This is a genomic window from Duganella violaceipulchra, assembly GCF_019166075.1.
Taxonomy (GTDB): Bacteria; Pseudomonadota; Gammaproteobacteria; order Burkholderiales; family Burkholderiaceae_D; genus Rugamonas; species Rugamonas violaceipulchra.
Genome location: NZ_JAHTGR010000003.1, coordinates 492,583 through 516,745, shown reverse-complemented (window position 1 = coordinate 516,745; position 24,163 = coordinate 492,583). Strand labels below are relative to the sequence as shown.

Here is a 24,163-nt window from a genome sequence, read left to right as displayed (position 1 = left end):
CTTTAAGGGCCCGATTCGTCGGGCCCTTAATCATTTCTGCGCCGCTTAACGTTCGCGCTTAATGTTCGCGCTTAACGTTCAATTAAGCTCAGGCTTGCGCATCGGGTGTTATTCTCCCGGCATGATTCTCTCCGCGACGTCATTTTCTCCCTATCTGCGTTTCCGCCTCCGCATGGCGCACCAGGCGATGCTGCAGTTCGTCGCCAGCCTCACCACGTCGCTGGAATACATACTGCTCGGTTTCGGCCAGGTGCTGGTGGGGCTGGTCGCCTGCCTGGCCCTGCCCGGCTTGTTCGCGGCGACGCTGCCGTGGCCGCAGGCGCTGGGCTTGTTCGCCGGCCAGGCGCTGATCGCCAGCGCGCCGGTCTGGCTGCTGCGCAAACGGCTGCTGCCGGCGCAGGCGCTGCTGTGGTGCCGTCCGCTGCCGATTCCGGCCAGCCTGCAATGGCGCGCCAATATCGCCGTGGCCGGCATGGTCATCGTTCCATTGAGCATGGCTTACGCAATTTCCACCACCATCTGGCTGATTCAATGGCCGGACTGGCTGCGACCGGTGGTGCCGCAGGCGCTGCTGCTGACCATCGGCTCGCTGCTGCTGGGCTGGATCGTCTCGACGCTGGTGCTGGCGCGGCGCTGCCGCATGCCGGCCGCCGCCAGGCTCCATCCCGACCGCCCCGCGCCCGGCCCGTATGTGCCGGCGGCGCCGGCCCTGCCCGCCAGCGCCGGCGCCCCGGCGCTGCGCGCGCTGTACCACTGGCGCCAGCTGTTCTGGCTGCCGTTCTGGCGGGCCGAGAACGTGGTCGGCCTCCAGCAGACCGTGCTGCTGCTGGGCGCCGCGCTGGGCATCGCCGCGTGGCTGTGGCATCCGCCCGTGGTGCCGCCGGCGCTGCTGGGCTTCAACGCCGCCATCCTGCTGATGCTGCTGACCGACCGCGGCGACAAGGCCGTCACCGAACAGATCGCCCTGCTGCGCCCGGTCGCGGCGGCGTGGCCGCTGCACATCGACAAGCTGTTCCGCTGTGCGCGCGTGTCCACGCTGCTGCCCGGCGTGGCCGTGATGGCCTGGTTCGCGCTGCTGACCCTGGGCCACCTGGGCCGAACCAGCAGCGCCGGCTACAGCACCACCGTCGCCACCGTCTGGCTGTGCTTTGCCGGCGTGGCGCAGCTCGCCGTGGTCGCGCTGCGCCGCCTGAGCGTGCACGGCCGCGTTGGGCTGGTCATCAGCGCCATCATCATCCTGACCGCCATTGGAAGCGAACTATGGAATTGAACCCCGTGCTGCGCATCGACCAGCTGACCTTCGAATTCGCCAGCCACCCGCTGTTTCGCCGCTTCGACCTGCGGCTGGGCGCCGGCATCACCTGGCTGCGCGGCGAGAACGGCGCCGGCAAGACCACGCTGCTCAAGCTGGCAGGTGGCGCGCTGACGCCGCACGCCGGCGCCATCACGCTCGATGGCCTGGACCTTCAGGCGCAGCCGCTGGCCTACCGCCTGCGGTGCTACTACTGCGGCGGCGACACGCCGCAACTGCCGTGGCTGACGGTGCGCGAGATCCTCGACCTGCACCTGTCGCTGTATCCCGGCACCGACGCCGCGCTGCTCAACGCCGAGCTGCAGGCGTTCCACCTGCTGCACACGCTGGAGCAGCCGGTCACCACGCTGTCGCTGGGCCAGCACAAGAAGATGCAGCTGTCCTTGGCGCTGGCGCTGCCGGTGCGGCTGCTGCTGATCGACGAGCCGTTCAACGGCCTCGACGCGGACGCCATGGCCTATCTGCGGCGACAGCTGGCCGCGCCCGAGCGGCTGGCGCGCCAGTGCATCCTGCTCACCAGCCACCTCGACCCGGCCTTGCCGCTGTCCGCCACCGTGCAACTTTAAGTTATCATTGGAACGATAAAGCGGCGCCGGCCTGGCCCGCCCACCCTGCCCAGCACGGAGTTCCCTTGATCTTTGGTTTCCTCAAATCGCCCGTTTTGTCGCCACGCCTGCTGCGCCTGAAGGAATCGGCGCTGTTCGCCACGCTGACCCCGCTCGAACTGAACATCGTCGACGGCCTGATGCACGAGCGCCGCTACCTGGCCGACGAAATCATCTTCGACGAGGGCGAGGAAGGTCAGGCGCTGTACCTGGTGATGTCGGGCCGGGTGATCATCAGCCGCCAGCTGGGCGCCACACGCGAGGTGGTGGCCGAGCTGTCGGCTGGCTCCTTCTTCGGCGACCTGGCCTTGCTGGACAACACGCCGCGCAACGCGCAGACGCGCGCGCTGGACAACTGCGAGCTGGCGGTGTTCTTCCGCGCCGACTTCATGGGCCTGATGGAAACCGACGCCGTGATCGGCTACAAGATCTCGCTGGCCCTGGCGCGCCACATCGGCAGCCGCCTGCGCGACTGGATGACCGGCAAGCCGCAAGTCGAGGCCCTATGAACTTCCTGCCGACCCAACAGCGCGCCGGGCCAGTGGTCTGGAGCGGCATCATCGCCGCCACCTGCGTGCTATTGTTCCTGCTGCAGCAGATGCTGTTCCTGGCGATTCCCTTCCTGCTGGGGATCGTGCTGTACTACATCCTGCAACCGCCGATGCAGCGCCTGATCCGCCTGGGCCTGAGCCACAACGCCGCCACCCTGATCGTCGGCAGCGTGTTCCTGTTGTTGCTGGTGGCGGCCGGCCTGGTGTTCATCTACTGGGACAGCGGCCCGTCCGACTCATGGCAGGACATGCTGGGCAAGTACCTGACAGGCGGCCTGGAGTTCGTACGCCACACGATGCTGTCGCTGGAGCGGGAGTTCCCCATCCTCAAGCAGATCAAACTGGCGCGCACCGTCAACAGCCGCGTCAGCGGCTTCACCAGCACCTTCGTGCAGAAGCACTTGACCGACATCCTGGTGTCGGTGGCGGCGTGGCTGCCGTCGTTGCTGCTGGCGCCGTTCCTGACCTTTTTCTTCCTGCGCGACGGCCTGCGCTTCAAGAAGTTCCTCGCGCGCGCCGTACCGAACGCCTTCTTTGAAAAGACCCTGCGCCTGCTGCACGAAGTCGACCAGACCGCGCACCGCTACTTCCAGGGCCTGTTCAAGCTGACCATCCTCGACACGGCGGTGCTGGGCTTCGGGCTGTGGGCGATCGGCGTCTCGTCGCCGCTGGTGCTGGGCCTGATCGCGGCGATGCTGGCATGGGTGCCGTATGTGGGCTCGATCGTCGGCTGCGTGCTGGTGGTGATGGTGGCCTCGACCGACGCGCCGGCCGATCCGGGCGTGGCCTACATGGCGATCGGCGTGTTCATCACGGTGCGGCTGCTGGACGATTTCGTCTTCATGCCGATGACCTTGGGACGCAGCCTGCACATCCATCCCCTGATCACGGTGCTGATGATCTTCATCGGCGGCTCGGTGGCCGGGGTGGCGGGGCTGATGCTGGTGCTGCCCTTGCTGGGCGTGGTGATGGTGATCGGCGAAACGCTGGGCCGGCTGATCACCGACCCGCGCCTGCGCGCGCGCCACCGCAACGCCATGGAACTGCGCGCCAGGCAGGCCAGCGCCGACCTGGTCTAAAGTCGGGGGTCAAGTCTGACATTCGGACACGGGCTCAACCGTAGCGGCTTGCTACGGTTGAGCCCGTGTCCGAATGTCAGACTTGACCCCCGATGTTTTACGCGGTCATCGCCTGCTGGTCGGCCGACTCGGCCACCACTTCCTCGTCGTCCGAGCGGATCAGGTGATCGAAGGCCGACAGCGCCGCCTTGGCGCCATCGCCGGTGGCGATGATGATCTGCTTGAACGGCACCGTGGTGACGTCACCGGCCGCGAACACGCCGGGTATCGAGGTCTGGCCGCGCGCATCGACTTCGATCTCGCCGTGACGCGACAGCGCCACCGTGCCCTTGAGCCACTCGGTGTTCGGCACCAGGCCGATCTGCACGAACACGCCTTCCAGCTCGACCTTCTTCGCTTCGCCCGACACGCGGTCGGTGTAGCTCAGGGCGTTGACGATCTTGCCGTCGCCGTGGATCTCGGTGGTCTGCGCCGAGACGATCACGGTGACGTTGGCCAGGCTGCGCAGCTTGCGTTGCAGCACCGCGTCGGCGCGCAGTTCGGCGCCGAACTCGATCAGGGTCACGTGCTTGACCAGGCCGGCCAGGTCGATCGCCGCTTCGACGCCGGAGTTGCCGCCGCCGATCACCGCCACGCGCTTGCCCTTGAACAGCGGGCCGTCGCAGTGCGGGCAGTAGGCCACGCCGTGGTTGCGGTATTCCTTCTCGCCCGGCACGTTGATCTCCCTCCAGCGGGCGCCGGTTGCCAGGATCACCGACTTGGCCTTCAGGATGGCGCCGCTGGCGGTCTGCACTTCGATCAGCTTGCCCGGCACCAGCTTGGCGGCGCGCTGGGTGTTCATGATGTCGACTTCGTATTCCTTGACGTGCTGCTCCAGCGCCACGGCGAATTTCGGACCGTCGGTGGCCTTGACCGAGATGAAGTTCTCGATCGCCAGCGTGTCGAGCACCTGGCCGCCGAAACGCTCGGCCAGCACGCCGGTCTTGATGCCCTTGCGGGCGGCGTAGATGGCCGCCGCCGCGCCGGCCGGACCGCCGCCGACGATCAGCACGTCGAACACGTCTTTCTTGCTCAGCTCGGCGGCCTGGCGGACGCCGGCGTTCGTGTCCAGCTTGGACAGGATCTCTTCGACGTTGGTGCGGCCCTGGCCGAAGTGCTCGCCGTTGAGGAACATCATCGGCACCGCCATGATCTGGCGCGCCTCGACTTCTTGCGGGAACACGCCGCCGTCGATGGTGGTCACCTTGATGCGCGGGTTGATCACCGCCATCGCGTTGAGCGCCTGCACCACTTCCGGGCAGTTGTGGCAGCTCAGCGAGATGAAGGTTTCGAAGACGTAGTCGCCGTCGAGGTTGCGGATCTGCTCGATCACGGCGTCGTCGAACTTGATGGTGTGGCCGCCGACCTGAAGCAGGGCCAGCACCAGCGAGGTGAATTCATGGCCCATCGGCACGCCGGCGAAACGCACGCCGATCTCGGTGCCGGGGCGGTTGATGCTGAACGACGGCTTGCGCTCGGCATCGTCGGTGCGCTTGACCAGCGTGATCTTGTCGCTCAACAGGACGATGTCCTGGAGCAGTTCTTCCATCTCGCGGGCCTTGGCGCTGTCATCGAGAGAGGCGACGATCTCAATCGGTTGCACCACTTTTTCCAAGTAGGATTTCAACTGGGATTTCAGGTCTGCATCTAACATGATTTTTCTTCCTTACATTTCTTTGGGCGAATGCCGGGCCGGACGCCCGGACCGGCATCGCGGTACTACTGTTGTGCTGCGCTAGCGTTCAAGACTTAGATCTTGCCGACCAGGTCCAGCGATGGCTTCAGGGTGGCGGCGCCTTCGGTCCATTTGGCCGGGCACACTTCGCCTGGGTGGGAAGCGACGTACTGGGCTGCCTTGACTTTGCGCAGCAGTTCCGAAGCGTCGCGGCCGATGCCGTTGTCGTGCACTTCCAGCACCTTGATGAAGCCTTCCGGATTGATGACGAAGGTGCCGCGCAGGGCCAGGCCTTCTTCTTCGATCATGACTTCGAAGTTACGCGACAGCAGGCCGGTCGGGTCGCCGATCAGTGGGTATTGCACTTTCTTGATCGCGTCCGAGGTGTCGTGCCATGCTTTGTGCGCGAAGTGGGTGTCGGTCGAGATGCCGTAGACTTCCACGCCCAGTTTCGAGAACTCGGCGTAGCTGTTGGCCAGGTCTTCCAGTTCGGTTGGGCAAACGAAGGTGAAGTCGGCTGGGTAGAACACGAAGACCGACCATTTGCCTTTCAGCGAGGCTTCGGTCAGGTCAACGAATTTGCCGTTGTGGAAAGCGGTTGCCTTGAAAGGTTTTACTTGGGTATTGATCAGAGACATTGTGGTTTCCTCGTGAGGGGTTGTGAATCATTGAGACGCCAGTGTACGGTTTTTTAATCCATATGCAAAATTGATTGTAGCAATAGTTTCAATACGTTTTAACTATCGCCACGGCAGATGGCACCGCTATTATCCCCGTTTCACAAAAAACATGGCCGCCGGGCTTACGCCGGGCGGCCATGGATCACACTCGCTGCTAACGCTGGACAGGCTTAGGGCGCGACCACCGGTTGCGACACCGTCACGCCGAGGATTTTCGGTACGCCGGTGGTGTCGGTGACGGTGATCGACGCGGTGGTGCCGTTGTCGCTCCATGAGGAACTGGTGCTGCCGCCGTTGGCGCCGTCAATCTGGAAGGGGCCGATGCTGATGCCGCCAGTGGCCGACCACGAGCTCTCGTTGGACTGGTAGGTTGCACTGGAAATGGTCAGCGTGATGCTGGGGTTGTAGACCACCAGCATGCCGGTCTTGACCAAGGGCAGAATGCCCCCCTGGCCAAACATATAGACGTCGCCTGCCGAACCATTGCTGAACTCGGAAAGACCCGGCAGATACACGCCGCCAGCCAGCGCGGTGACGGGCGAATACCATTGATCCGGGCTGATGTCGATCACCGCCATGGCGGCGGTGATCGAAATCGACAGGTTCGTATCGGTATAAAACTCGTCGGTCGACTGCCAGCTGCCGCTGGCCTGCAGCGAGAAGAAATCGTCCGAGACCTCGGCGGAACCCCCGGCCCAGGAATTGCCAAAGTCATAGACCGCCTGGGAATTACTGTAGGAAATCGTCACCGCATCCGTCCCCGTGGACAAGCTGTCGATCCATTCCGTACTGGTCATCGACAGGTTCCAGTTGGGCACCGACGGCGAAGTGCCGCCATTATTCAGCGTCACGTAATACGACTTGTTCTGTTGTGCTGCAATCGCGTTGGCCAGGTTCTGGTCGCACTCTTTCACCAGCGACTGGTAAGCGGTGGTGGCCGCGGTCAAATCGGTGTTCGCCGCCGCGATTGCACCTTGGAAGGACGCGCCGTCGCCCGTCAGCCAGCTCACATAGGAGGGAACGCCATTCACGACGAATTGATCCTTCAGGTAGGCTACGTGGGCATCGGTCACCGCATCCGTGTATTGGTTTTGGGCCTCCTGGAGGTTAGCCTGGGCCGTGGCTATGTCCTCTTCCAGTTTTGGCGGCGGCTCCGGCGACAGGCAGTTCAGAAACTGGCCATAGGAGGCATCGAACAGCGCGTCGGTCGACTGGTAAGTTCCGGCCGCGCTCCACTGCGGAATGACCGCACAGAAGTTGTACTGCGCCGGATCGATGAAGCCGAGATCGGCCTTCCAGTCCCATACGGTGGTGCCGGGCATCATCAGCTGGAACGAGCTTGCATCCAGGCCCAGCGGCGCGAGCATCTGCCCGTACAAGCGGGCGTAGGCGTCTTGCTGCGGGGTGGAGGCGGCGGCAGCGAGATGCGGTTTGTGGGCGTGGTGCTGATGACGATGATGATGATGATGTTTTCCGGGAACTAATTTAGGTGCGCGGTCGTTCATGATGATCTCCATTTGCCGGGGAGCGGCGTTAGATTTGCGGGGGCGAGGCAGGCGGCATTGGTTGCCGCTCCTCCCACTAACTCAAGAAGCGTGCCAGGCAAAAACCGGCGATTTCGGTCGAAAACCCATCCGCTTTGTCCATGGACGGGGCTATTTACATGCAATTTGCTCAATTGATATGTCAACAAGGACGGCCGTTTACAGTATGCTGAAGCGATGCTCACCTCATCCCTTTCGCTGGAGCCCGCCGTGACCGTGTTCGACCCCGAGTACACCCTGACTTCACACTCCGCGGCGCCGGGCCAGGCCAGGGGACGCCTGCTGGCGCTGACCATCCTCTGGCATCCGGAGCGGGAGCGCGCGGGCGAGCAGCATGTCCTGGCGCCCGGCAACGCCGAGCTGGAGCTGAACCGTTTCGCGCCCCTGTTCGCCGCCGCCGGCAGCGCCGCCACGCCGCTGGGCCACCGCTGCATCGCACGCGACTCGCTGCGCCTGCGGCGCGATGCCGACGACCAGCTGCATATCGCCATGCCGCTCAGCCGCATGAGCGTTGAACTGAACGGCGCGCTGCTGACGGCCGATGCGCGGCTGACGCCGCAGCAACTGGACGACGGCGCCATCCTGCTGCTGGGCGGCATGGTGCTGCTGTGCGCCCACTGGATGGACAGCCTGCCCAGGGCCAACAGCATTCCCACCCTGCTGGGCGTGAGCAGCGCCGCCATCAAGGTGCGCGAGCTGATACGCCAGGTCGCCGCCACCGACGTGCCGGTGCTGCTGCTGGGCGCGACCGGCAGCGGCAAGGAAGTGGTGGCGCGCGCCATCCACCACGCCAGCGCCCGCCGCGCCGCGCCGCTGGTCAGCGTGAACATGGCCACGCTGAGCGACACCCTGGCGGCGGCCGACCTGTTCGGCGCGGAAAAAGGGGCGTACACCGGCGCCCAGGCCAGCCGCCCCGGCTGGTTTGCCGAGGCCGGCGAGGGCACCCTGTTTTTGGATGAAATCGGCAACGCGCCGGCGGCGATCCAGCCGATGCTGTTGCGGGTGCTGGAGTGCGGCGCCTACCGCCCGCTGGGCGCGCGCAGCGACGCGCAGGCGCGCGCGCGCCTGATCGCCGCCACCGACCAGGACCTGGAATGGGGCGGCTTCAATCAACCCCTGCTGCGGCGGCTGGAAGGCTTTGTGATCCGCCTGCCGCCGCTGCGCGAGCGGCGCGCCGACATCGGCCTGCTGATCCTGCACTTCCTGCGCGACTGGGAGGCGCGCGCGGGCGGCCAGGCGCAGCTGCCGGCCGCCTTCGTCGGCGCCCTGTGCCGCTACGACTGGCCCGGCAACGTGCGCCAGCTGGCCAGCGCCGTGCAACGCACCCTGATCGCGCTGCAGGCCGGCGAAGCGCCCTCCTTCGAAGCCCTGCGGCTGCCGGCCGAAGGCAGCCGCGTGGCGCCGTCCGCCGGCGCGCCGACGGCCGCCATCGAGCCGACGGCGCCGGCGGCGCCCACGACCGTGCCGCCCGCCGGGCGCACCCGCCTGTCCGACCTGAGCGGGCAGGCGGTCATCGCGGCGATGGAACAGCATGGCTGGTGCATCCGCGCCGCCGCGCTGGCGCTGGGGGTGTCGCGGCCATCGATGTACAAGCTGATCGACGCCCATCCGGCCATCCGCAGCCTGGCCGCGATCCCGCCGCGGGAAATCGACGCGGCGCTGGACCAGCACGGTCCCGACCCGGTGCGCTGCGCCGCCGCGCTCAGGACGCCCAGCGAACCGCTGCGGCGCTATCTGCGCGAGCGCCGCGGCGCACCGGGCTGAGCGCCGCAGCGCGTCACACCACCTTGATGGTGGACGGGCCGCCCACTTCGCTCTCCGGATCGAAGGAGAACACCCGCAACTCGGGCAAGATGTCGTCGCCGCGCACGATCGCCACCGTCAGCACGAAGGACACTTCCCAGATGCCGGTGTCGACGATGTCGAGCGTGTCGTTCCAGCGCAAGACCGTCTTGCTCCGGTCAGTGCCATAGGGTTCGGTGGCGCCGCTGAAATCCAGCGCCAGCGGCTGGATGGCGCGTCCGGTGCCGAACATCGACGGCGGGGAAAAGCGCGTGCTGAATTGCGCCGACCGCACCATCACCTTGGGCTTGGTGACAAAGCAGGCGTCCGTCACGTCGACCCGCAGCACATTGTTATCGCCGTAGGCCACCAGTTCCAGGCTGAGCCGCTCGCCGGGATTGAAGTGCAGCGAGTCGGCATAGGCGCCGTCGCGCGGCTCGGGGTCGGGCTCGTCGCCGCGCCCGTGCGGCGGCCGCTCCCGCTCCAGCTTGTAGTGCAACAGGGAGCTGAGCTGGTTGACATCGAATCGGACGATCAGCTTGACGCGTGGCGCAGGGGATTGGGAGCTCATGGCGTGGTTTCCTTGGTCGAGGGTGGAACAGCGGTGGTGTGCGGGTCGCGCCGCAGCGCGACCAGATCGGGTTCCGTCTCGATCAGCCGAGCCGGATACCCCAATTCCCTGGCGCGCAGCAGGTGGCCGATGGCGGCGGCGCGCGCGCCGGCCAGTTCGCTGGCGACGGCGGCGCGAAAGCGCACATCCGGGCTGTCCGGCGCGGCCGCCACGGCCCGCGCGACCCAGTCCAGCGCCGCGCGCGGCGACTCCAGATGCGCGACATACAAGCCCATGCGCGAGAGGAAGGCGGCGTCGTCCTTCCTGCGCTCGAGCATGGGCGCGAGCAAGTCCACCGCGCGCCGGTAAGCCTGGCGCGACGCCTGCTGACGGCCCGGTATCCAGCGCAGCGCGTCGGCCAGATTGGCCCAGCGCAGAAAGTCATTGGGCCCGCCGCGCGCCGCCGACACCGCGCGCTGGTAGGCAGCGGCCGCGCCGACATAGTCGCCGCGGGCGAACAGGGTGGTGCCCAGGTTGCTGTACAAGATGCCGCTGGCGCGCACTTGCAAGCCCTGCTGCAGCACCTGCAGCGCCTCGTCGCTGCGGTCCTGGCGCAGCAGGGCCGCGCTCAGATTGGCGTAGGCGAACACGGCATCCGGTTCCTGCGCCAGGCTGCTGCGGAAGGCGCGCTCGGCCTCGGCGTACTGGCCGCGCTGGAACGCCTGGGTTCCCAGCAGATCGCTGAACAGGCGCTCGCGCGGATGGCGCGCCAGCGCCTCCGCGATGGTCTGCCCGGCCTCGTCGTAGCGCTGCAGGCGCTGCAGCACGCTGATCTTGATCTGCAGGGCGAACAGCTCGCCCGGGTCCAGCGCCAGCGCCCGTTGCGCCGCCGCCAGCGCGGCGCCGGTATCGCCGCGCAGCGCGGCGGCCCAGGCCCGCGCGGCGTGCGCCAGCGCCAGCTGCTCGTCCTCCTGCAGGGCCAGCTGGGCGCTGGCCTCGGCCTTGATGCGCCAGGCTTCGTCGCGGCCATCGCCGATGTAGCGCAGGCTGTGGGCGATCGAGGCGCCGGCCGCAGCACCGGCGTGGCGCGGCTGATGTTCCAGCACGCGCTCGAACTGGGCCAGCGCCGCCTCCAGCGCGCCGTCGCGGTCGGAACGGCGCAGACCGTCGAGCCCGGCCTGCATGGCGCGCGCCTCCGAATACGGCGCCCAGTCGCGCGTGCGCCAGTCCGCCGGCAGCCACAGCAGCACTGCGGCGGCGCACAGCAGCGCGCCAGCGGCCATCGCCAGCGGCAGGCGCGCGCGCCGCAGCCAGCCGCGCGGCGCCGCGCCGCGGCGCGCCGCCAGCAGCGGCGGCAACGGCGGGCCTGGCGGCGCGCCCGCCAGGCCGCCGATCGCGGCCTGCACCGCCCGCATGTCCGGCAGGCGCCGCGCCGGTTCGCGCGCCGTCATCGCCAGCACCAGCGCGCGCAGCGGCATCGGCATGGCGGCGGGAAACGGCCATTGTTCCGAACTGGAGTGCAGCTGCGCCAGCGCCAGCGCCTGCCCCCGCAGGCTGGCGAAGGGGCGCGCGCCGGTCAGCAATTCATACAGGATGATGCCCAGCGCATAGATGTCGCTGGCCTGGTCCGGCGCCGCCCCCTGCAGCCGCTCCGGCGCCATGTAGGCGATCGTGCCCTCCTGGTCGCCGGGCTGCAGCGACTGGGTGGCCAGCGGATCGATCTGGCGCGCCAGGCCGAAATCGAGGATGCGCACCTGGCCGCCGGGCTCGAGCATCAGGTTCGACGGTTTCAGGTCGCCATGCACCAGGCCGCTGGCATGGGCCTCGGCCATCGCCGCCGCCACCTGCCCGACGATGTCGAGCGCGCTGGCCGCCGCCAGCGGGCGCGCGTCGGCGCTGGCGCGCACGGTGTCGCCCTGCACCAGCTCCATGACGATGGACTGGACCGCATCCTGTTCTTCCAGCGTGTAGATATGCACAAAGGCGCGGTGGCGCAGGGAGGCGGCCAGCCGGGCCTCGGCCATCAGGCGCTCGGCGCCGATCAGGCCGGCCGGGCCGCGCAGCCGCTTCAGCGCGACGCTGCGCTGCAATTGGGCGTCCCAGGCTTCGAACACCTCGCCGAAGCCGCCCTGCCCGAGCCGGGCGCGCAGCTGATAGCGTCCGACGCTGCCCTCGATCCCGAGCCGGGGCTCGCCTATGCCTGTCTGCATCGCTTTGCTTTCTCGGATAAAGGCCGTGGACAGGCGGCAGCCGTGCGAGATGCCCCCTACTGGGACAACAATTATTAATTTCTTAAATTAATTTGTCAACACTTTACATTTGTCAATAGTCGCTCAGGGCCGGCCCCGGCCGTGGGCTAGCGCTGCACGCCCTGTTCCCTGAGCAGGGCGTCGAACTGCTCGGCCGGCATCGGCCGCGCGAACAGATAGCCCTGGCCGTAGTCGCAGCCGGCCGCGGCCAGCAGGTCGCGCTGTTCCGGCGTCTCCACGCCCTCGGCGATCACGCGCAGGCCCAGCTTGTGGGCCATGACGATGATCGCGTCCGACAGCGCCATGTCGCTCGAATCGGGCGCCAGGTTGCGGGTGAAGGAGCGGTCGATCTTCAGGTAGTCGATGTCGAACTTCTTCAGGTAGGACAGCGACGAGTAGCCGGTGCCGAAGTCGTCCAGCGCCACCTGGATGCCGGCGTCGCGCAGCTGCAGCAGCTTGTTGCTGACGGTGGCGTTGGCGTCGAGCAGCAAGCCCTCGGTGATTTCCACCACCACCGACTGGCCCGGCAAGCCCAGCGCCTGCAAATAACTGAGCCAGGTATCGTAGGCGCCGTCCTCGCGCGCGAACTCTAGCGGCGACTGGTTGACGCTGACCTGGAACTCCGGATGGTGCTCATGGCGCCAGCGCTGCACCCAGCGCGCCGATGCGCGGAACACCCATTCGCCGATGTCGATGATCAGGCCGCTGGCCTCGGCCAGCGGGATGAAGTCCATCGGGCTGACCACGCCGCGCTGCGGGTGGTTCCAGCGTATCAGCGCCTCGGCCTTGTGGATGCGGCCGCTCTTGAGGTGGACGATGGGCTGGAAATACAGCTCGAACTGCTCGGCCTTGAGCGCGCCGCGCAGGTCGTTGGTCAGGCGCATGCGGTTCAGCGCGGCCACCTGCAGGGTCGGCGTGAAGTAGCTGTAGCGGTTGCGCCCGGCGCCCTTGGCGGCGTACATGGCCTGGTCGGCGTGCTTGAGCAGGTCGTCGATGTCGAGCGCGTCGTCCGGGTACAGGGTGATGCCGATGCTGGCCGAGACGAAGGCCTGCTCCTGCCCCAGCGGGAAGGGCAGGCGCAGGCTGTCGATGATGTGCTGGGCGATGTGCTCGACCCGCTCGGTGCCGTCGAGCTCGGACAGGATCACGGTGAACTCGTCGCCGCCCAGGCGCGCCACCGTGTCGGACTTGCGCACGCAGGCGCTGATGCGGCGCGCCGCGTCCACCAGCAGGATGTCGCCCTGGTGGTGGCCGAGCGTGTCGTTGACTTCCTTGAAGTGGTCGAGGTCGATGAACAGGATGGCGATGCGCGAACAGTCGCGCTGGCTCTTGAGCATGTCGTGCGCCAGCCGGTCGTGGAACATGCGGCGGTTGGGCAGCTGGGTCAGCGGGTCGAAGTTGGCCTGCTGCCAGATCAGCGCCTCGCTCTGCTTCTTGTCGGTGACGTCCTCGATCATGCACAGGTGGTGCGGATGGCTGCCCTGCTCGGTCTCGATGGCGGTGACCGACACCTCGATCCAGACCAGCTCGCCGTCCGGGCGGAACAGCCGGTTGGTGATCTTGAAGCTGCCGATCTCGTGCACCAGCAGGCGCCCCATCTGCACCTTGAGCTGGGCCACGTCCTCCGGATGGCCGGCCTCCAGCCAGCGCATCGCGCCCAGCTCGGCCTGCGAGCGGCCGACGATCTCCTGGAAGCGCGGGTTGATGTCGCGGTATTCGTAGGTGACCGAATCGACCAGCGCGATGCCCAGCGGCGAGGCTTCGAACATGGTGCGGAAGCGCTGCTCGCCGGTGCGGATGGCGGCGTTGGCGCGGCGCCGCTCGCGCGCCAGCAGGCTGAAGTGGACGGCCGCGCCCAGCGCCAGCACCAGCGCGGCGCCGCCCAGCACGCGGTACAGCCACAGCAGGCTGGCGCCGCCGCCGTCGGCCTGGTACAGGAAGCCGTCGAAATTGGCGTTCTTCGGCACCATGCCCAGGCCGGCGTAGACGTCGGCGATGTGGCGCCAGCGCTCCGGGTTCTGGTAGCCGATCTCGACGAGCACCGGCTGCACCAGCGGCACCATCTGGTGCGCCTCGTACAGCAGGTGGGCGCGGTCGCTGCGGCGCGAGTACTTGCTGAGGATGAGGTCGGCCATCTGCTCCTGGTGGCTCATGGCCCACTGCCAGCCGCGCATGCTGGCGGCGCGGAAGGCGCGCACCCGCTCCGGATGGTTGGCGATCTCGCGCTCGCTGGTGAACAGGTTGTCGCCGTAAAAGTCGATGCCGACCGAGCGCGGACTGTAGATGTCGTAGGGGAAGCCGAGGCGGTCGAAGGTGTCCGGCTCGTTGGTGGTGTAGACCGCGATGGCGTCCACCTTGCCGCTGATCAGGTCGGCCGTGTTGTAGCTCGGCTCGACCCGCTGGAAACTGCTGGCGGGGATGCCTTCCTTGATCAGGTAGGCCAGCAGCTCGTCGGCGCTGCCGAACTCGTCGACCAGCGAGCCGATCATCGCGCGCTTGCCGATGATGCGGCGGATGTCGGGCTCGGCGCTGGTCTGGCGCATCGCCAGCGCATAGGGCGAGTGCTGGAACACCACGCCCAGCACCACCACCGGCTTGCCGGCCAGGCGCGCCAGCATCAGGCTGCTGGCGCCGACGCCGTACTCGGCCTTGCCGGCGGCGACGTCGCGCTCCGGCTCGTTGCCGTCCGCGCCTTCGACGATGCGCACGTCCAGCCCGGCCTCGCGGTAATAACCCTGCTCCAGCGCGGCGTAATAGCCGGCGAACTGGAACTGGTGGTGATGCTTGAGTTGCAGCGTGACCTGGTCCTGCGCCGCGGCGGGCGCCAGCCACAGCGCGGGCAGCAGCGCCAGCAGCGTCAGGCCGGCACGACGCCAGCGGCGCGGCGCGCCGACGGCGGGAGTAGAGGTGGGGACAGGTTCACGTACGGGCACTAGTGTTTTTCCAGAGAATCGCGGGCTAGCTGTAGTGTATCCGCTTCGGCGGCCAACATCGTCGCTTTCTGACAATACACAGGCATAAAACACAACGGACGGCCAGGCGTCAGCCTGCCGTCCGCCGTCCTGCCGGTAGGACTACTTAGTTCGGGAGGGCGACCGGCACCGGCGCCTGGGCATTGTCGCCCTTGCCCAACTGGCCTTCCGCGTTGCGGCCCCAGCCCCACAGCGTATTGTCCGAGCGCAGGCCGAAGCTGTGCAGCGCGCCCGCAGTGACCGATAGCCAGTTGCTGGCGGTACCCACCTGCACCGGCGTCGGGCTGTCCGCGCCGCCGGTGCCGAGCTGGCTCTCGGCGTTGCTGCCCCAGCCCCACAGCTGGCCGTCGCGGGTCACCGCCATGGTGTGGGTGGAACCGGACGCCGCCGCCAGCCAGTTGCTGCCGACGCCGATCGGGGTCGGCGCGTTGATGTCGGTCGAGCCATTGTTGCCGACCTGGCCAAAGGTGTTGCTGCCCCAGCCGTACATGGCGCCGTCGGTGCGCACCGCCACCGAGTGGTTGGCGCCGGCCGCCAGCGACGACCACTGGAACGCGCCGATCTTGACCGGCGAAACGATGTCCACCTTGCCGCCGTTGCCGACCTGGCCGCTGGCGTTGCCGCCCCAGGCATACAGGTTCAGGTTGTCCTTGACGACGGCCAGCGTATGGGTGTCGCCGGCGCTGACCGTCAGCCACGCCTTCAGGCCGGTCGGCAGCGGCACCAGGGTCGGCGCCGACCGGTCGATATTGGTGCCGTCGCCCAGCTGGCCGTTGAAGTTACGGCCCCAGCCGTACATGACGCCGGTGCTTTTGATCGCGAACGCGTGCGACTTGCCGGCCGCGACAAAGGCCCAGTCGGTGTCCTTGCCGACCCTGGCCGGGACCGGATGCGTGGCGAAGTCAGGCGCGCCCGTGCCAAGCTCGCCGTTCTGGTTGGAGCCCCAGGTCCACAAGGTGCCGTCGCTGCGCAGCGCCACCACGAACTGTTCGCCCACCGCCACCTGCTTCCACAAGGTGCTGGCGCCGCTGACCAGCACCGGCGCGTTGCGGGCGGTCGTGGAACTGTCGCCGAGCTGGCCGCGGATGTTCGAGCCCCAGCCGTACAGGCTGCCGTCGGACTTGCGGCCGATGGTCTGGTTGCCGCCGGCGGCCACGCCGTTCCACTGGGCGATGACGTTGATGGCCAGGGTGCCGACCACGCCGTCCTGGGTCGCGGTCACCGTGTCGGAACCGACCGCCTTGCCGGTCACCGTGCCGGCCGGGACGATGGTGGCCACCGCGCCGGTGCCCTTGAAGGCCCACACCAGGCCGGTGGTGGTGTTGAGCGCCTTGGTGGTGTTGTCGGAATAGGTGCCGGTGGCCGTCAGCGGCATGGCGATGCCGATCGGGATGGTGGTGGCGCTGGCCGTGATGGCGATCGATTTGAGCGTCACCGGCGTCGGCGTGGCCGGCGTGCTGCTGCCACCGCCGCCGCCGCATGCGGCCAGGAGGGCCAGCACGGGTACCAGCAACAGGGTCGAGAATTTCAAGTTTTTCATGTTCTTCCAGTTCACAGAATGAGGTCTGCGTGCGGGGCCAACCGGACCGGTGGCCAGCTTGCAACCAGTGTAGCCGCAAGCGGTCTCCACGCATCGCCGGAGCAAGCCTGAATTATCCACGTAATTGCACCGATGGGGGTATTTAACAACATTTCCCGAATGGAATAGACGAAAAAAAGCAGCGCCACCGTAGCGACGCTGCTGGCCGGGCCGGCCGATGTGCGGCCGATATGCGGCTTATTTGCGGCCGCGCGGGGCCGGCTTGGCGCCCTTGGCCGGCGCGGCGGCGGCCGGCTTCTTGACCTTGATGGTGTCGAGGATGGAGGCGCGCGGTTTGGTGTCGAGCGACTGGCGCGCCGTCAGCGAACCGGTCAGCGCGTTGGCGCGCTGGCCCTGGTGGCGCGCCGGCGGCTGGGCGCTGGCGACGATGCCGGAGCGGGCGCCCTTGGCGCTGGGCGCCGGGCCGGACGGCGTGCGCCGGCTCGGGTCCGGCGCGTTGCCTTCGCCGGCCGACCACGACGGGATCAAATGCTTGTCGCCGTTGCCGATCAGGTCGCCACGCCCCATGGCCACCAGCGCCTCGCGCAGGATAGGCCAGTTCTCCGGGTCCTGGTAGCGCAGGAAGGCCTTGTGGGTGCGGCGGATCTTGCCGCTGCGCGCGGTCTCGACCACTTCCGAATCCTCGCTCACCTTGCGCAGCGGGTTCTTGCGCGTGTGGTACATGGTGGTGGCCATGGCCATCGGCGTCGGCATGAAGGTCTGCACCTGGTCCAGCTTGAAGTTGTTCTTCTTCAGCCACAGCGCCAGGTTCAGCATGTCGAGGTCGGTCGTGCCGGGGTGGGCCGCGATGAAGTACGGGATCAGGTACTGCTTCTTGCCCGCCTCCAGCGAGAAGCGGTCGAACATTTCCTTGAACTCGTCGTAGGCGCCGATGCCCGGCTTCATCATCTTCGACAGCGTGTTTTCCTCCGTGTGCTCCGGCGCGATCTTCAGCAGGCCGCCCACGTGGTGGGTCACCAGCTCCTTGACGTACTCCGGCGAGCGCACCGCGATGTCGTAGCGCAGGCCCGACGAAATCAGGATCTTCTTCACGCCGGGGATCGCGCGCGCCTTGCGGTACAGCGAGATCAGCTTGCTGTGGTCGGTGCCCAGGTTGACGCAGATCGACGGGTACACGCACGACAGGCGGCGGCACGATTGCTCGATCTTCGGGTCCTTGCAGGCCAGCCGGTACATATTGGCGGTCGGGCCGCCGAGGTCGGAGATGGTGCCGGTGAAGCCCTTGGTCTTGTCGCGGATGTGTTCGATCTCGCGCAGGATCGACGGCTCCGAGCGGCTCTGGATGATGCGGCCCTCGTGCTCGGTGATCGAGCAGAAGGTGCAACCGCCGAAGCAGCCGCGCATGATGTTGACCGAAAAACGTATCATTTCCCACGCCGGAATCTTGGCCTTGCCGTACGACGGGTGCGGCGCGCGCGCGTAGTTCATGTCGTACACGCCGTCCATCTCGTCCATGCGCAGCGGCAGCGGCGGCGGGTTGAGCCAGACGTCGCGCTCGCCGTGCGCCTGCACCATGGCGCGGGCGTTGCCGGGATTGGACTCCAGGTGGAACACGCGCGAGGCGTGCGCGTACATCACCGGATCGGTGCTGACGGTTTCATACGACGGCAGCCGCACCACGGTCTTGTTGTGCTTTTCCTTGGCCATGGCCTGGCGTTCTTCGCGGCTCATGATGCGGATAGTCTTGACCACCTCGACCGGCACCACCGGCTTGGGCTCGACCATGCCCTCGTCCACTTCGCCCTTGGCGCCGCCGTTCTCGGTGGCGCACGAGGCGGTGTTCTGCTGCACCATCATGTACGGATCGGGATGGGTGTCGACCTTGCCGGGCACGTCGACGCGGGTGCTGTTGTGCACGCCCCAGTCCTGGTCCGGCAGCCAGCCGGCCGGCACCATGAAGGCGGTGCCGCGCAGGTCGCGGATCGATTTGATGTCCTCGCCGGCGGCCATGCGGTGGGTCAGGTCGACCAGCGCGCGCTCGGCGTTGCCGAAGATCAGCAGGTCGGCCTTGGAATCGGTCAGCACCGAGCGCCGCACCTTGTCCGACCAGTAGTCGAAGTGGGCGATGCGGCGCAGCGACGCCTCGATCGAGCCGATCACCACCGGCGTGCCGGGATAGGCTTCGCGCACGCGCTGGGCGTAGACGGTGACGGCGCGGTCGGGGCGCTTGTTCGGTTCGCCGTTGGCGGTGTAGGCGTCGTCGGAGCGGATCTTGCGGTCGGCCGTGTAGCGGTTGACCATCGAGTCCATATTGCCGGCGGTGATGCCGTAGTACAGGCGCGGCTTGCCCAGCGCGCGGAAGGCCTCGGCCGAGGTCCAGTCCGGCTGTGAGATGATGCCGACGCGGAAGCCCTGCGCCTCCAGCAGGCGGCCGACCAGGGCCATGCCGAAGCTCGGATGGTCGATGTAGGCGTCGCCGGTGACGAGGATGACGTCGCACTCGTCCCAGCCGAGCGCAGCCATTTCGGCGCGGGACATCGGCAGGAAAGGCGCAACGGCAGCGCGGGCAGACCGTTTCGGGACGGTCGCAAATAAATTGGTAGGGGAGCTCATATTGGACGGCATTGTACCGGAAATGCCCCGGCCCTGCTCATAACGGAAAGAAAAATTCTTTTAGTATTCAATCACTTGAGTGTCAATGATGCAGGATTTACATTGCTAAAGTCCGCAACTTTGCTATAACGGTTAGACACCTGCCACCGGGAGACCATCATGCGACGCCGACTTTATTTCATGCTGCCTGACGTGCCGAGCGCCCGTGCCATGCTGGACGAGTTGCTGCTGGCGCGGATCGAAATTAGCCATATGCGCTTCATGGCCAGGGATGGCCTGCCGTCGGACATGCCGGACGTCAGCTTCCTGCAAAAGACCGACCTGGTGCACGGCGCCCAGCTGGGCGTGGTAATCGGCGCCATCGTCGGCCTCGGGGCCGGCGTGTTCCTGACCTTGTTCCCGGTGGACGGCATGACCTTGCGCACCGCCGCCATCCTGCTGGTGGCCCTGGGCGGGGCGATCTTCGGCGGCTGGGCCTCCGGCATGAATGCGGCGGCCGTGCCGAACACCCGGCTCAAGCAGTTCACGCCGCGCATCGAGCAGGGCCAGGTGCTGTTGATGGTGGACGTGCCGGTGCGGCGCGTCGAAGAAATCGAAGAGATGATCGCCAAGCGTCATCCCGAAATCAGCTTTGGCGGTATGGAACCGCCGATGCTGGCGTTTCCGTAACGCCGGCTGCCCGGGGACCTAGGTTCCCCGGGTCCTCCCGCCTGCTTTAAATCCCCATGCTGGACAGGATGTTGCCCAATTCGCGCAGGGCCGGCTCGAGTTGCGGATGCTGCGCCGCGAATTTGGCGGAGATTTCCTGGGTGCGTTCGGCCAGGCCGAAGGTGGTGCTCTCGCCCGGGTTGGCTTCGGCGGCGGCGGCGCGGCGTTCCAGCAGCTGCTTGATGTCGCCGTCCAGCTGCGTCAGCAGTTCCTGCAATTCGTCGTCGATCGGACCGGCGCCGGCCAGCTGGCTGCGCAGGGAACTCAGTGAGGTCTTCAGATTGCTGTCCATAATAAATCCCTAGTCGGTAAATGTCGTGGCGACGTAGAGTTCTTCGACTCTGGCGCGGGCCCACGGTGTCTTGCGCAAAAATTTCAGGCTGGACTTGATGCTCGGATCGCTGATGAAGCAATTGATGTCGATCCGTAGTCCCAGCTGTTCCCAGCCGTAATGCGCGTGCAAACGGCTTACGATGGTTTCCAGCGTCACGCCGTGCAGTTCGTTACTCATAGTTCTATCTTACTCATAAAATGAAAGGGCCGGACTCGATTCTTACACAAATCGGCTCCGGCCCCTGCTTCCTGGCTGAACTTCGGTTAACTTGTCAGTCAAACCACGGCCTTCACAATCAGAGTTGTGTAGCAACCCATTTTTATACTTTAAGTCCTTTTGCCATCTTAGCGGCAAGTGCTTGAACCGTCATTAATGCCTCTGCAAATTCTGGATCACTTTCCTCAAATTCCCTGACAGCGAAATGACCAACGATAATATTTTTTAGCCGAGATTTGTCGCGCTCATTCCCGTTCAACACCGCCAAAACATATTCCAATTGTGTTACAGCCGAAGAAAATATCTCGAAATTTGGCGCTGTGTTTAAACGGGCGCGAGCAAGTTCCAAGGCTTTAGTTACAGTTTCTATTGCGCTCATAGCTTCACCAAATTTATTGTGAATCGGGGGAAAACACCGATTTTTTGTTTGAAAATAATTGTCGAGCGCCACCCGTCGTAGGATAGGACTGCCCTTTAACTGACCAAAAGTCTTCCACCTCCGCCGAAGTGCTTCGTAGTACGGTTGTCGGTTGCGTTGTCTTGTATAAATTGAGTATTTTGGGCTCCACGGTTTGGGTGGCTCGATTGAAGCCAAGGGGGCTGATTCCTAACTCCGTGGGTTCTACCGATGGACTTAGAGAGTACCAGTTTCCCTGCGGTGCTCCCGATGTTTGATATTGCCAAAGCTGTTTTTGGGAACCTAGCGTTTGTACTTCAACAGGTTTGGTAAGGTCAATTCCTGTCATGTACGACGGAATAGCCTCCTCTGGGACGCCTTGGGATAGGAAGAAATTGGTAGCGGTTTGCTGGCTTCCCCGAATGTTGATGTCGAGGTCGAGGTTCCTTGTCCGCCCAAATTTTTCATTCAGATGCCTCCGTCGCTGCGCCGCCGTACCCATCGCGACACGGACGCCATCCCCTGTCTGACCAGCTGGTGCAATTGTTGGTTCCGCGCCGCCGACGGTGCTAGCCTCCACCGCACCTTTCCCCATTTCGCCACTAGCGCCTGCCACTCGCGCGGCCTCCCCGGTCTTGCCCAGTGTTAGAGCGCGCTTCGCTGCGCTCTTGACTATCCCCGCGCCGCCGGCGAACAGCTGAACGGCCGTGGCGATCACGTCGCCCCCTTCCTGCGCAGGATTTTCCATCTTAAGTTTTGGCACGTCAATGTTAGCGCCCAGCCGCCGGGTTTCCGCCGCCACGTCGGACAACGTTTTTGTCGCCTCAGTCCGTCCGAATGCGGCTTGCATCGCGGCCGATTGGTCCAATTCAGTGGCACGTTGTTCGGCGGCGGCTTTCAACAGCAGTTCGCAAATATGCGAAGGAATGTTGGCCACGCCCTTGGCCGCGCCTTTGACAGCTTCCGCCGGGTGGCTAGCGGCCTGACGCAATTGCTCTTCCGTCCGGCGCAGCCATTGCTTGAACGCGGATTTCTCCTGCTCCGTTTCAAGTTTGACCGGCGGGTTCGACGTCGCCAGCGCGTCATTGGGCGACGCGCCGCTGGTGGGCGGCACCGTGACGTAGATGCCGGGATTGTTTCCGCCGTTCATAGTGCAGGCATCGCCATCCCTGACCACGCGCTTGCCTTCCACGCGCACGGACTTGCTGGCCACCACCGGTTTGACTTCCCCGTTGACCGTGCCCGACCTGACGCCGCCTCCGCTGCCTTGCTCGTCGCCTTTGCAGCTCGGCTGCGAACTGCCCAAGGTGTAGACCTGCTTGCCATTGAAGCGGACGTTGGAAGCGACATTGACGCTGCTGGACAGGTCGGCGGTCGTCGGATAGGGAAGAGGCACCATGCTGGGACCAACCGGCGTCAGGTTGAACGACGGCGCGATGGAAGTTGCCTTGAAGACGCCGTCCTTGCGCGCAGCGATCTTGTTGTTAGCTTGCTTTGATGGTTGAGCGCGCCGCGCTTGGAGCTTTTGTTCAGCGACCAGTTGTTCGAGCCGCTGAATATTCTTCTTCAGCTCATCGAAACGCTTCTTCTGTTCGGCCACTTCCCGCGCACTGGCGATCTTACTCGCCTCGTCGTCGCCATTTGGATCGGATAACTTCAGATGGTCACTCACGGCGCGCCCTCGACCTTCCACGATGGTGACGATTCGGCCGCGCCGGCGTAGCGGTCCAGAAAATTGACCTCGCGTAGTACCCGGTCTCGCTCTTCATGGCTATGCATGCGTGCTTCGCAGCGGCGCAATGGTACGTCTGCGTCCTTTGGCAGTATGCCGCGCCACACCAGGGTCAGTAGCCGCTCTTCCGGTTCGAGCAATACCGTATCAAGGGCCAGCGCCTGCCGGAACAGCGTGCCATCTTCTTGCCTGACTAGCACGAAGCATTCGTGGCCCGACAGTTTCAGCCGCAGCGTCGTATTACCATCGCGGTCTAGTGTCGCTCCCGGCGTGTCTGGAGCGCACAGGTTGATGAGCTCAAACGTTTCATTCCCGTGCAGGAAATCGGTTTGTTGATCGGGCGGAGCGGCATTCCAGAAGGCGAAATCGAAGTCCGCCGGCAAGGCGTCGTCACCCTTGAGAAAGGTTTGATCAACCGTGCCGGCGAACGCGCGCCGGGCCGGATGCGAGCCGGGACGTATGCCGAAGCCGGCGGGTTGGAGCGCGCTCGGGTTGTCCCGTGCCGCATCGTTCGGGCTTCCACGCAGCGCTTGCCAGAACTTCCAGGCGCAGAGCGGCGCGCCTGGAAGTTCTATCTGCGGTGCGGCGATGGCTCTGACGCGCGTTGCCCGCAGGTAGGAAGGTTCGACGTATCCGGTCCCGCGTGGATTGGGTTCGTAAACCGAATGCAAGGCCGGTAGTAGCGCTAGCGTGTTGTCGCGCGCAGGGAGTCCGGCAAGAACGCTGCGTTGCTTGCGCGGCAGACGGTGCGCGGCCGAATCACCGGCCTCGATCCGGCATTCCCCGCCGTAGGCGCGCTCGTAGCGCAGCGGCAGCATTGTGACCCGTTTGGCGTCGGTTAGCCTCCACGGATTGAGCCGCAGCAAGCCCAGCGTGGACAGACGGAGCAGGCCGTATAAGGTCCGCGTGATGCCGGCCTTCTTTTTGAACTCGCGCTCGCCATTGACGATCAGTGTCTTGTTGATCAGTAGCGCGCCGGGAACGGGATGTTGTTCCGCGTGTTGAACCGCTTTCCGCCAACACGCCATAATCTCGGGCGCCGCGTTTTCAAATTGATTCAAACCTTGGGGGTGCTGCGGCATCGGCGCCGGCGCGTCCGGTTTGGCGACCCGCAGGCGCACCGGGAAACATGTCCGTGGCTTTCCCTGGGGCGCATATGCCGCCGCGTTGACGATGACGTCGCACTTAGGCTTGTAGTGGCACAGGTCGGATTCCTGGCGCACGCCAACTCCGCCTATTTCGCCAAAGCAGACGTTGCCTTCGCACAGAGGCGCCTGCGCGTTGGCGTACTTCAGCGTGCCGGTGGCGAAATTCAGAGTCTGGCGCAGCGTCACGACATGGAAGGGGCGCCGGTGCTGATCAATGCCCTCAAACGCTTGGGCGGGAAACGGCGTGTAATTGACGAATTCCATTGCCGCCTCCGTGTCAAGTGAGGTCAACGTCTTTGCCGTTGATCTGCCTATTCAGGCACAGCAGGCAGCGGCTCTGGCGATCGTTGTCGAATGCGGCGGGCAAGGCGGTGACGCCCGGAAGCAGGTTCATGTCGGCTCTCGTCTCTTGCTGGGCGCGTAGAGAGCAACTGTAG

The 24,163-nt window shown here is 65.6% G+C and carries 19 protein-coding genes; 6 read left to right on the top strand and 13 right to left on the bottom strand.

The window, feature by feature from the left end; translation table 11 throughout:
- Positions 1-187: 187 nt before the first annotated feature.
- The 4 genes from KVP70_RS08295 (at position 188) to KVP70_RS08280 (ending at position 3,547) form a co-directional block, all read left to right on the top strand.
- Positions 188-1,270, top strand: a complete 1,083-nt coding sequence (locus tag KVP70_RS08295; RefSeq protein WP_229224675.1) for a hypothetical protein — start codon at positions 188-190, stop codon at positions 1,268-1,270.
- Positions 1,261-1,878, top strand: a complete 618-nt coding sequence (locus tag KVP70_RS08290; RefSeq protein ID WP_217941646.1) for an ABC transporter ATP-binding protein — start codon at positions 1,261-1,263, stop codon at positions 1,876-1,878. The genes KVP70_RS08295 and KVP70_RS08290 overlap by 10 nt, the downstream gene beginning before the upstream one ends.
- A 65-nt stretch (positions 1,879-1,943) precedes the next feature.
- Entirely contained in the window at positions 1,944-2,426 is a 483-nt protein-coding gene (locus KVP70_RS08285; RefSeq protein WP_116993826.1) for a cyclic nucleotide-binding domain-containing protein, read from the top strand.
- On the top strand, positions 2,423-3,547 hold the full coding sequence (locus tag KVP70_RS08280) for an AI-2E family transporter (protein ID WP_217941645.1): 1,125 nt from the start codon (positions 2,423-2,425) through the stop codon (positions 3,545-3,547). Before KVP70_RS08285 ends, KVP70_RS08280 begins: the two co-directional genes overlap by 4 nt.
- A 97-nt stretch (positions 3,548-3,644) precedes the next feature.
- On the opposite strand, the gene ahpF is transcribed toward KVP70_RS08280, so the two are convergent.
- From ahpF to KVP70_RS08265, 3 genes are all read right to left on the bottom strand, one after another.
- Positions 3,645-5,240, bottom strand: a complete 1,596-nt coding sequence (ahpF, locus tag KVP70_RS08275) for an alkyl hydroperoxide reductase subunit F (protein ID WP_217941644.1) — start codon at positions 5,238-5,240, stop codon at positions 3,645-3,647.
- A 95-nt stretch (positions 5,241-5,335) separates the two neighbouring features.
- Positions 5,336-5,899 carry an alkyl hydroperoxide reductase subunit C gene (gene ahpC / locus KVP70_RS08270; RefSeq protein ID WP_217941643.1) on the bottom strand — a complete coding sequence of 188 codons (564 nt, stop codon included), beginning with the start codon at positions 5,897-5,899 and terminating at the stop codon, positions 5,336-5,338.
- Between the two features lie 212 nt (positions 5,900-6,111).
- Positions 6,112-7,446 (bottom strand): hypothetical protein, encoded by a 1,335-nt coding sequence (locus KVP70_RS08265; RefSeq protein WP_217941642.1) that lies wholly within the window; start codon positions 7,444-7,446, stop codon positions 6,112-6,114.
- A gap of 216 nt (positions 7,447-7,662) precedes the next feature.
- On the opposite strand from KVP70_RS08265, the gene KVP70_RS08260 reads away from it, so the two are divergent.
- Positions 7,663-9,249: a sigma 54-interacting transcriptional regulator gene (locus KVP70_RS08260; RefSeq protein ID WP_217941641.1), complete on the top strand. Its 1,587-nt coding sequence runs from the start codon at positions 7,663-7,665 to the stop codon at positions 9,247-9,249.
- Between the two features lie 13 nt (positions 9,250-9,262).
- Here the strand turns inward: KVP70_RS08260 and KVP70_RS08255 are convergent, their stop codons facing one another.
- The 5 genes from KVP70_RS08255 to KVP70_RS08235 form a co-directional block, all read right to left on the bottom strand.
- Positions 9,263-9,838 carry a hypothetical protein gene (locus KVP70_RS08255; RefSeq protein ID WP_217941640.1) on the bottom strand — a complete coding sequence of 192 codons (576 nt, stop codon included), beginning with the start codon at positions 9,836-9,838 and terminating at the stop codon, positions 9,263-9,265.
- Entirely contained in the window at positions 9,835-12,027 is a 2,193-nt protein-coding gene (locus KVP70_RS08250) for a serine/threonine-protein kinase (RefSeq protein ID WP_217941639.1), read from the bottom strand. The genes KVP70_RS08255 and KVP70_RS08250 overlap by 4 nt, the downstream gene beginning before the upstream one ends.
- Before the next feature lie 146 nt (positions 12,028-12,173).
- On the bottom strand, positions 12,174-14,999 hold the full coding sequence (locus KVP70_RS08245) for an EAL domain-containing protein (protein ID WP_217941638.1): 2,826 nt from the start codon (positions 14,997-14,999) through the stop codon (positions 12,174-12,176).
- 145 nt (positions 15,000-15,144) lie between these two features.
- On the bottom strand, positions 15,145-16,578 hold the full coding sequence (locus KVP70_RS08240; protein WP_217941637.1) for an RCC1 domain-containing protein: 1,434 nt from the start codon (positions 16,576-16,578) through the stop codon (positions 15,145-15,147).
- A gap of 237 nt (positions 16,579-16,815) precedes the next feature.
- Positions 16,816-19,191, bottom strand: coding sequence for a YgiQ family radical SAM protein (locus tag KVP70_RS08235; protein ID WP_501039836.1), 2,376 nt, complete (start codon positions 19,189-19,191; stop codon positions 16,816-16,818).
- A 159-nt stretch (positions 19,192-19,350) separates the two neighbouring features.
- On the opposite strand from KVP70_RS08235, the gene KVP70_RS08230 reads away from it, so the two are divergent.
- The gene (locus tag KVP70_RS08230; RefSeq protein ID WP_229224674.1) at positions 19,351-19,860 is read left to right on the top strand and encodes a DUF1269 domain-containing protein; all 510 of its coding nucleotides are present in this window, start codon (positions 19,351-19,353) and stop codon (positions 19,858-19,860) included.
- A gap of 46 nt (positions 19,861-19,906) precedes the next feature.
- Here KVP70_RS08230 and KVP70_RS08225 read toward each other — a convergent pair whose 3' ends face one another.
- The 5 genes from KVP70_RS08225 to KVP70_RS08205 form a co-directional block, all read right to left on the bottom strand.
- On the bottom strand, positions 19,907-20,191 hold the full coding sequence (locus tag KVP70_RS08225) for a DUF4404 family protein (protein ID WP_020703778.1): 285 nt from the start codon (positions 20,189-20,191) through the stop codon (positions 19,907-19,909).
- Positions 20,192-20,200: 9 nt separating this feature from the next.
- Positions 20,201-20,410: a VF530 family protein gene (locus KVP70_RS08220; RefSeq protein WP_217941635.1), complete on the bottom strand. Its 210-nt coding sequence runs from the start codon at positions 20,408-20,410 to the stop codon at positions 20,201-20,203.
- Positions 20,411-20,552: 142 nt separating this feature from the next.
- A complete protein-coding gene (locus KVP70_RS08215; protein ID WP_217941634.1) occupies positions 20,553-20,828 on the bottom strand; it encodes an immunity protein Tsi6 family protein in 276 nt (91 codons plus the stop codon).
- A gap of 13 nt (positions 20,829-20,841) precedes the next feature.
- Positions 20,842-22,518: a polymorphic toxin type 46 domain-containing protein gene (locus tag KVP70_RS34845; RefSeq protein WP_217941633.1), complete on the bottom strand. Its 1,677-nt coding sequence runs from the start codon at positions 22,516-22,518 to the stop codon at positions 20,842-20,844.
- Positions 22,515-23,990, bottom strand: coding sequence for a DUF2169 family type VI secretion system accessory protein (locus KVP70_RS08205; RefSeq protein ID WP_217941632.1), 1,476 nt, complete (start codon positions 23,988-23,990; stop codon positions 22,515-22,517). The genes KVP70_RS34845 and KVP70_RS08205 overlap by 4 nt, the downstream gene beginning before the upstream one ends.
- Positions 23,991-24,163 lie beyond the last annotated feature (173 nt).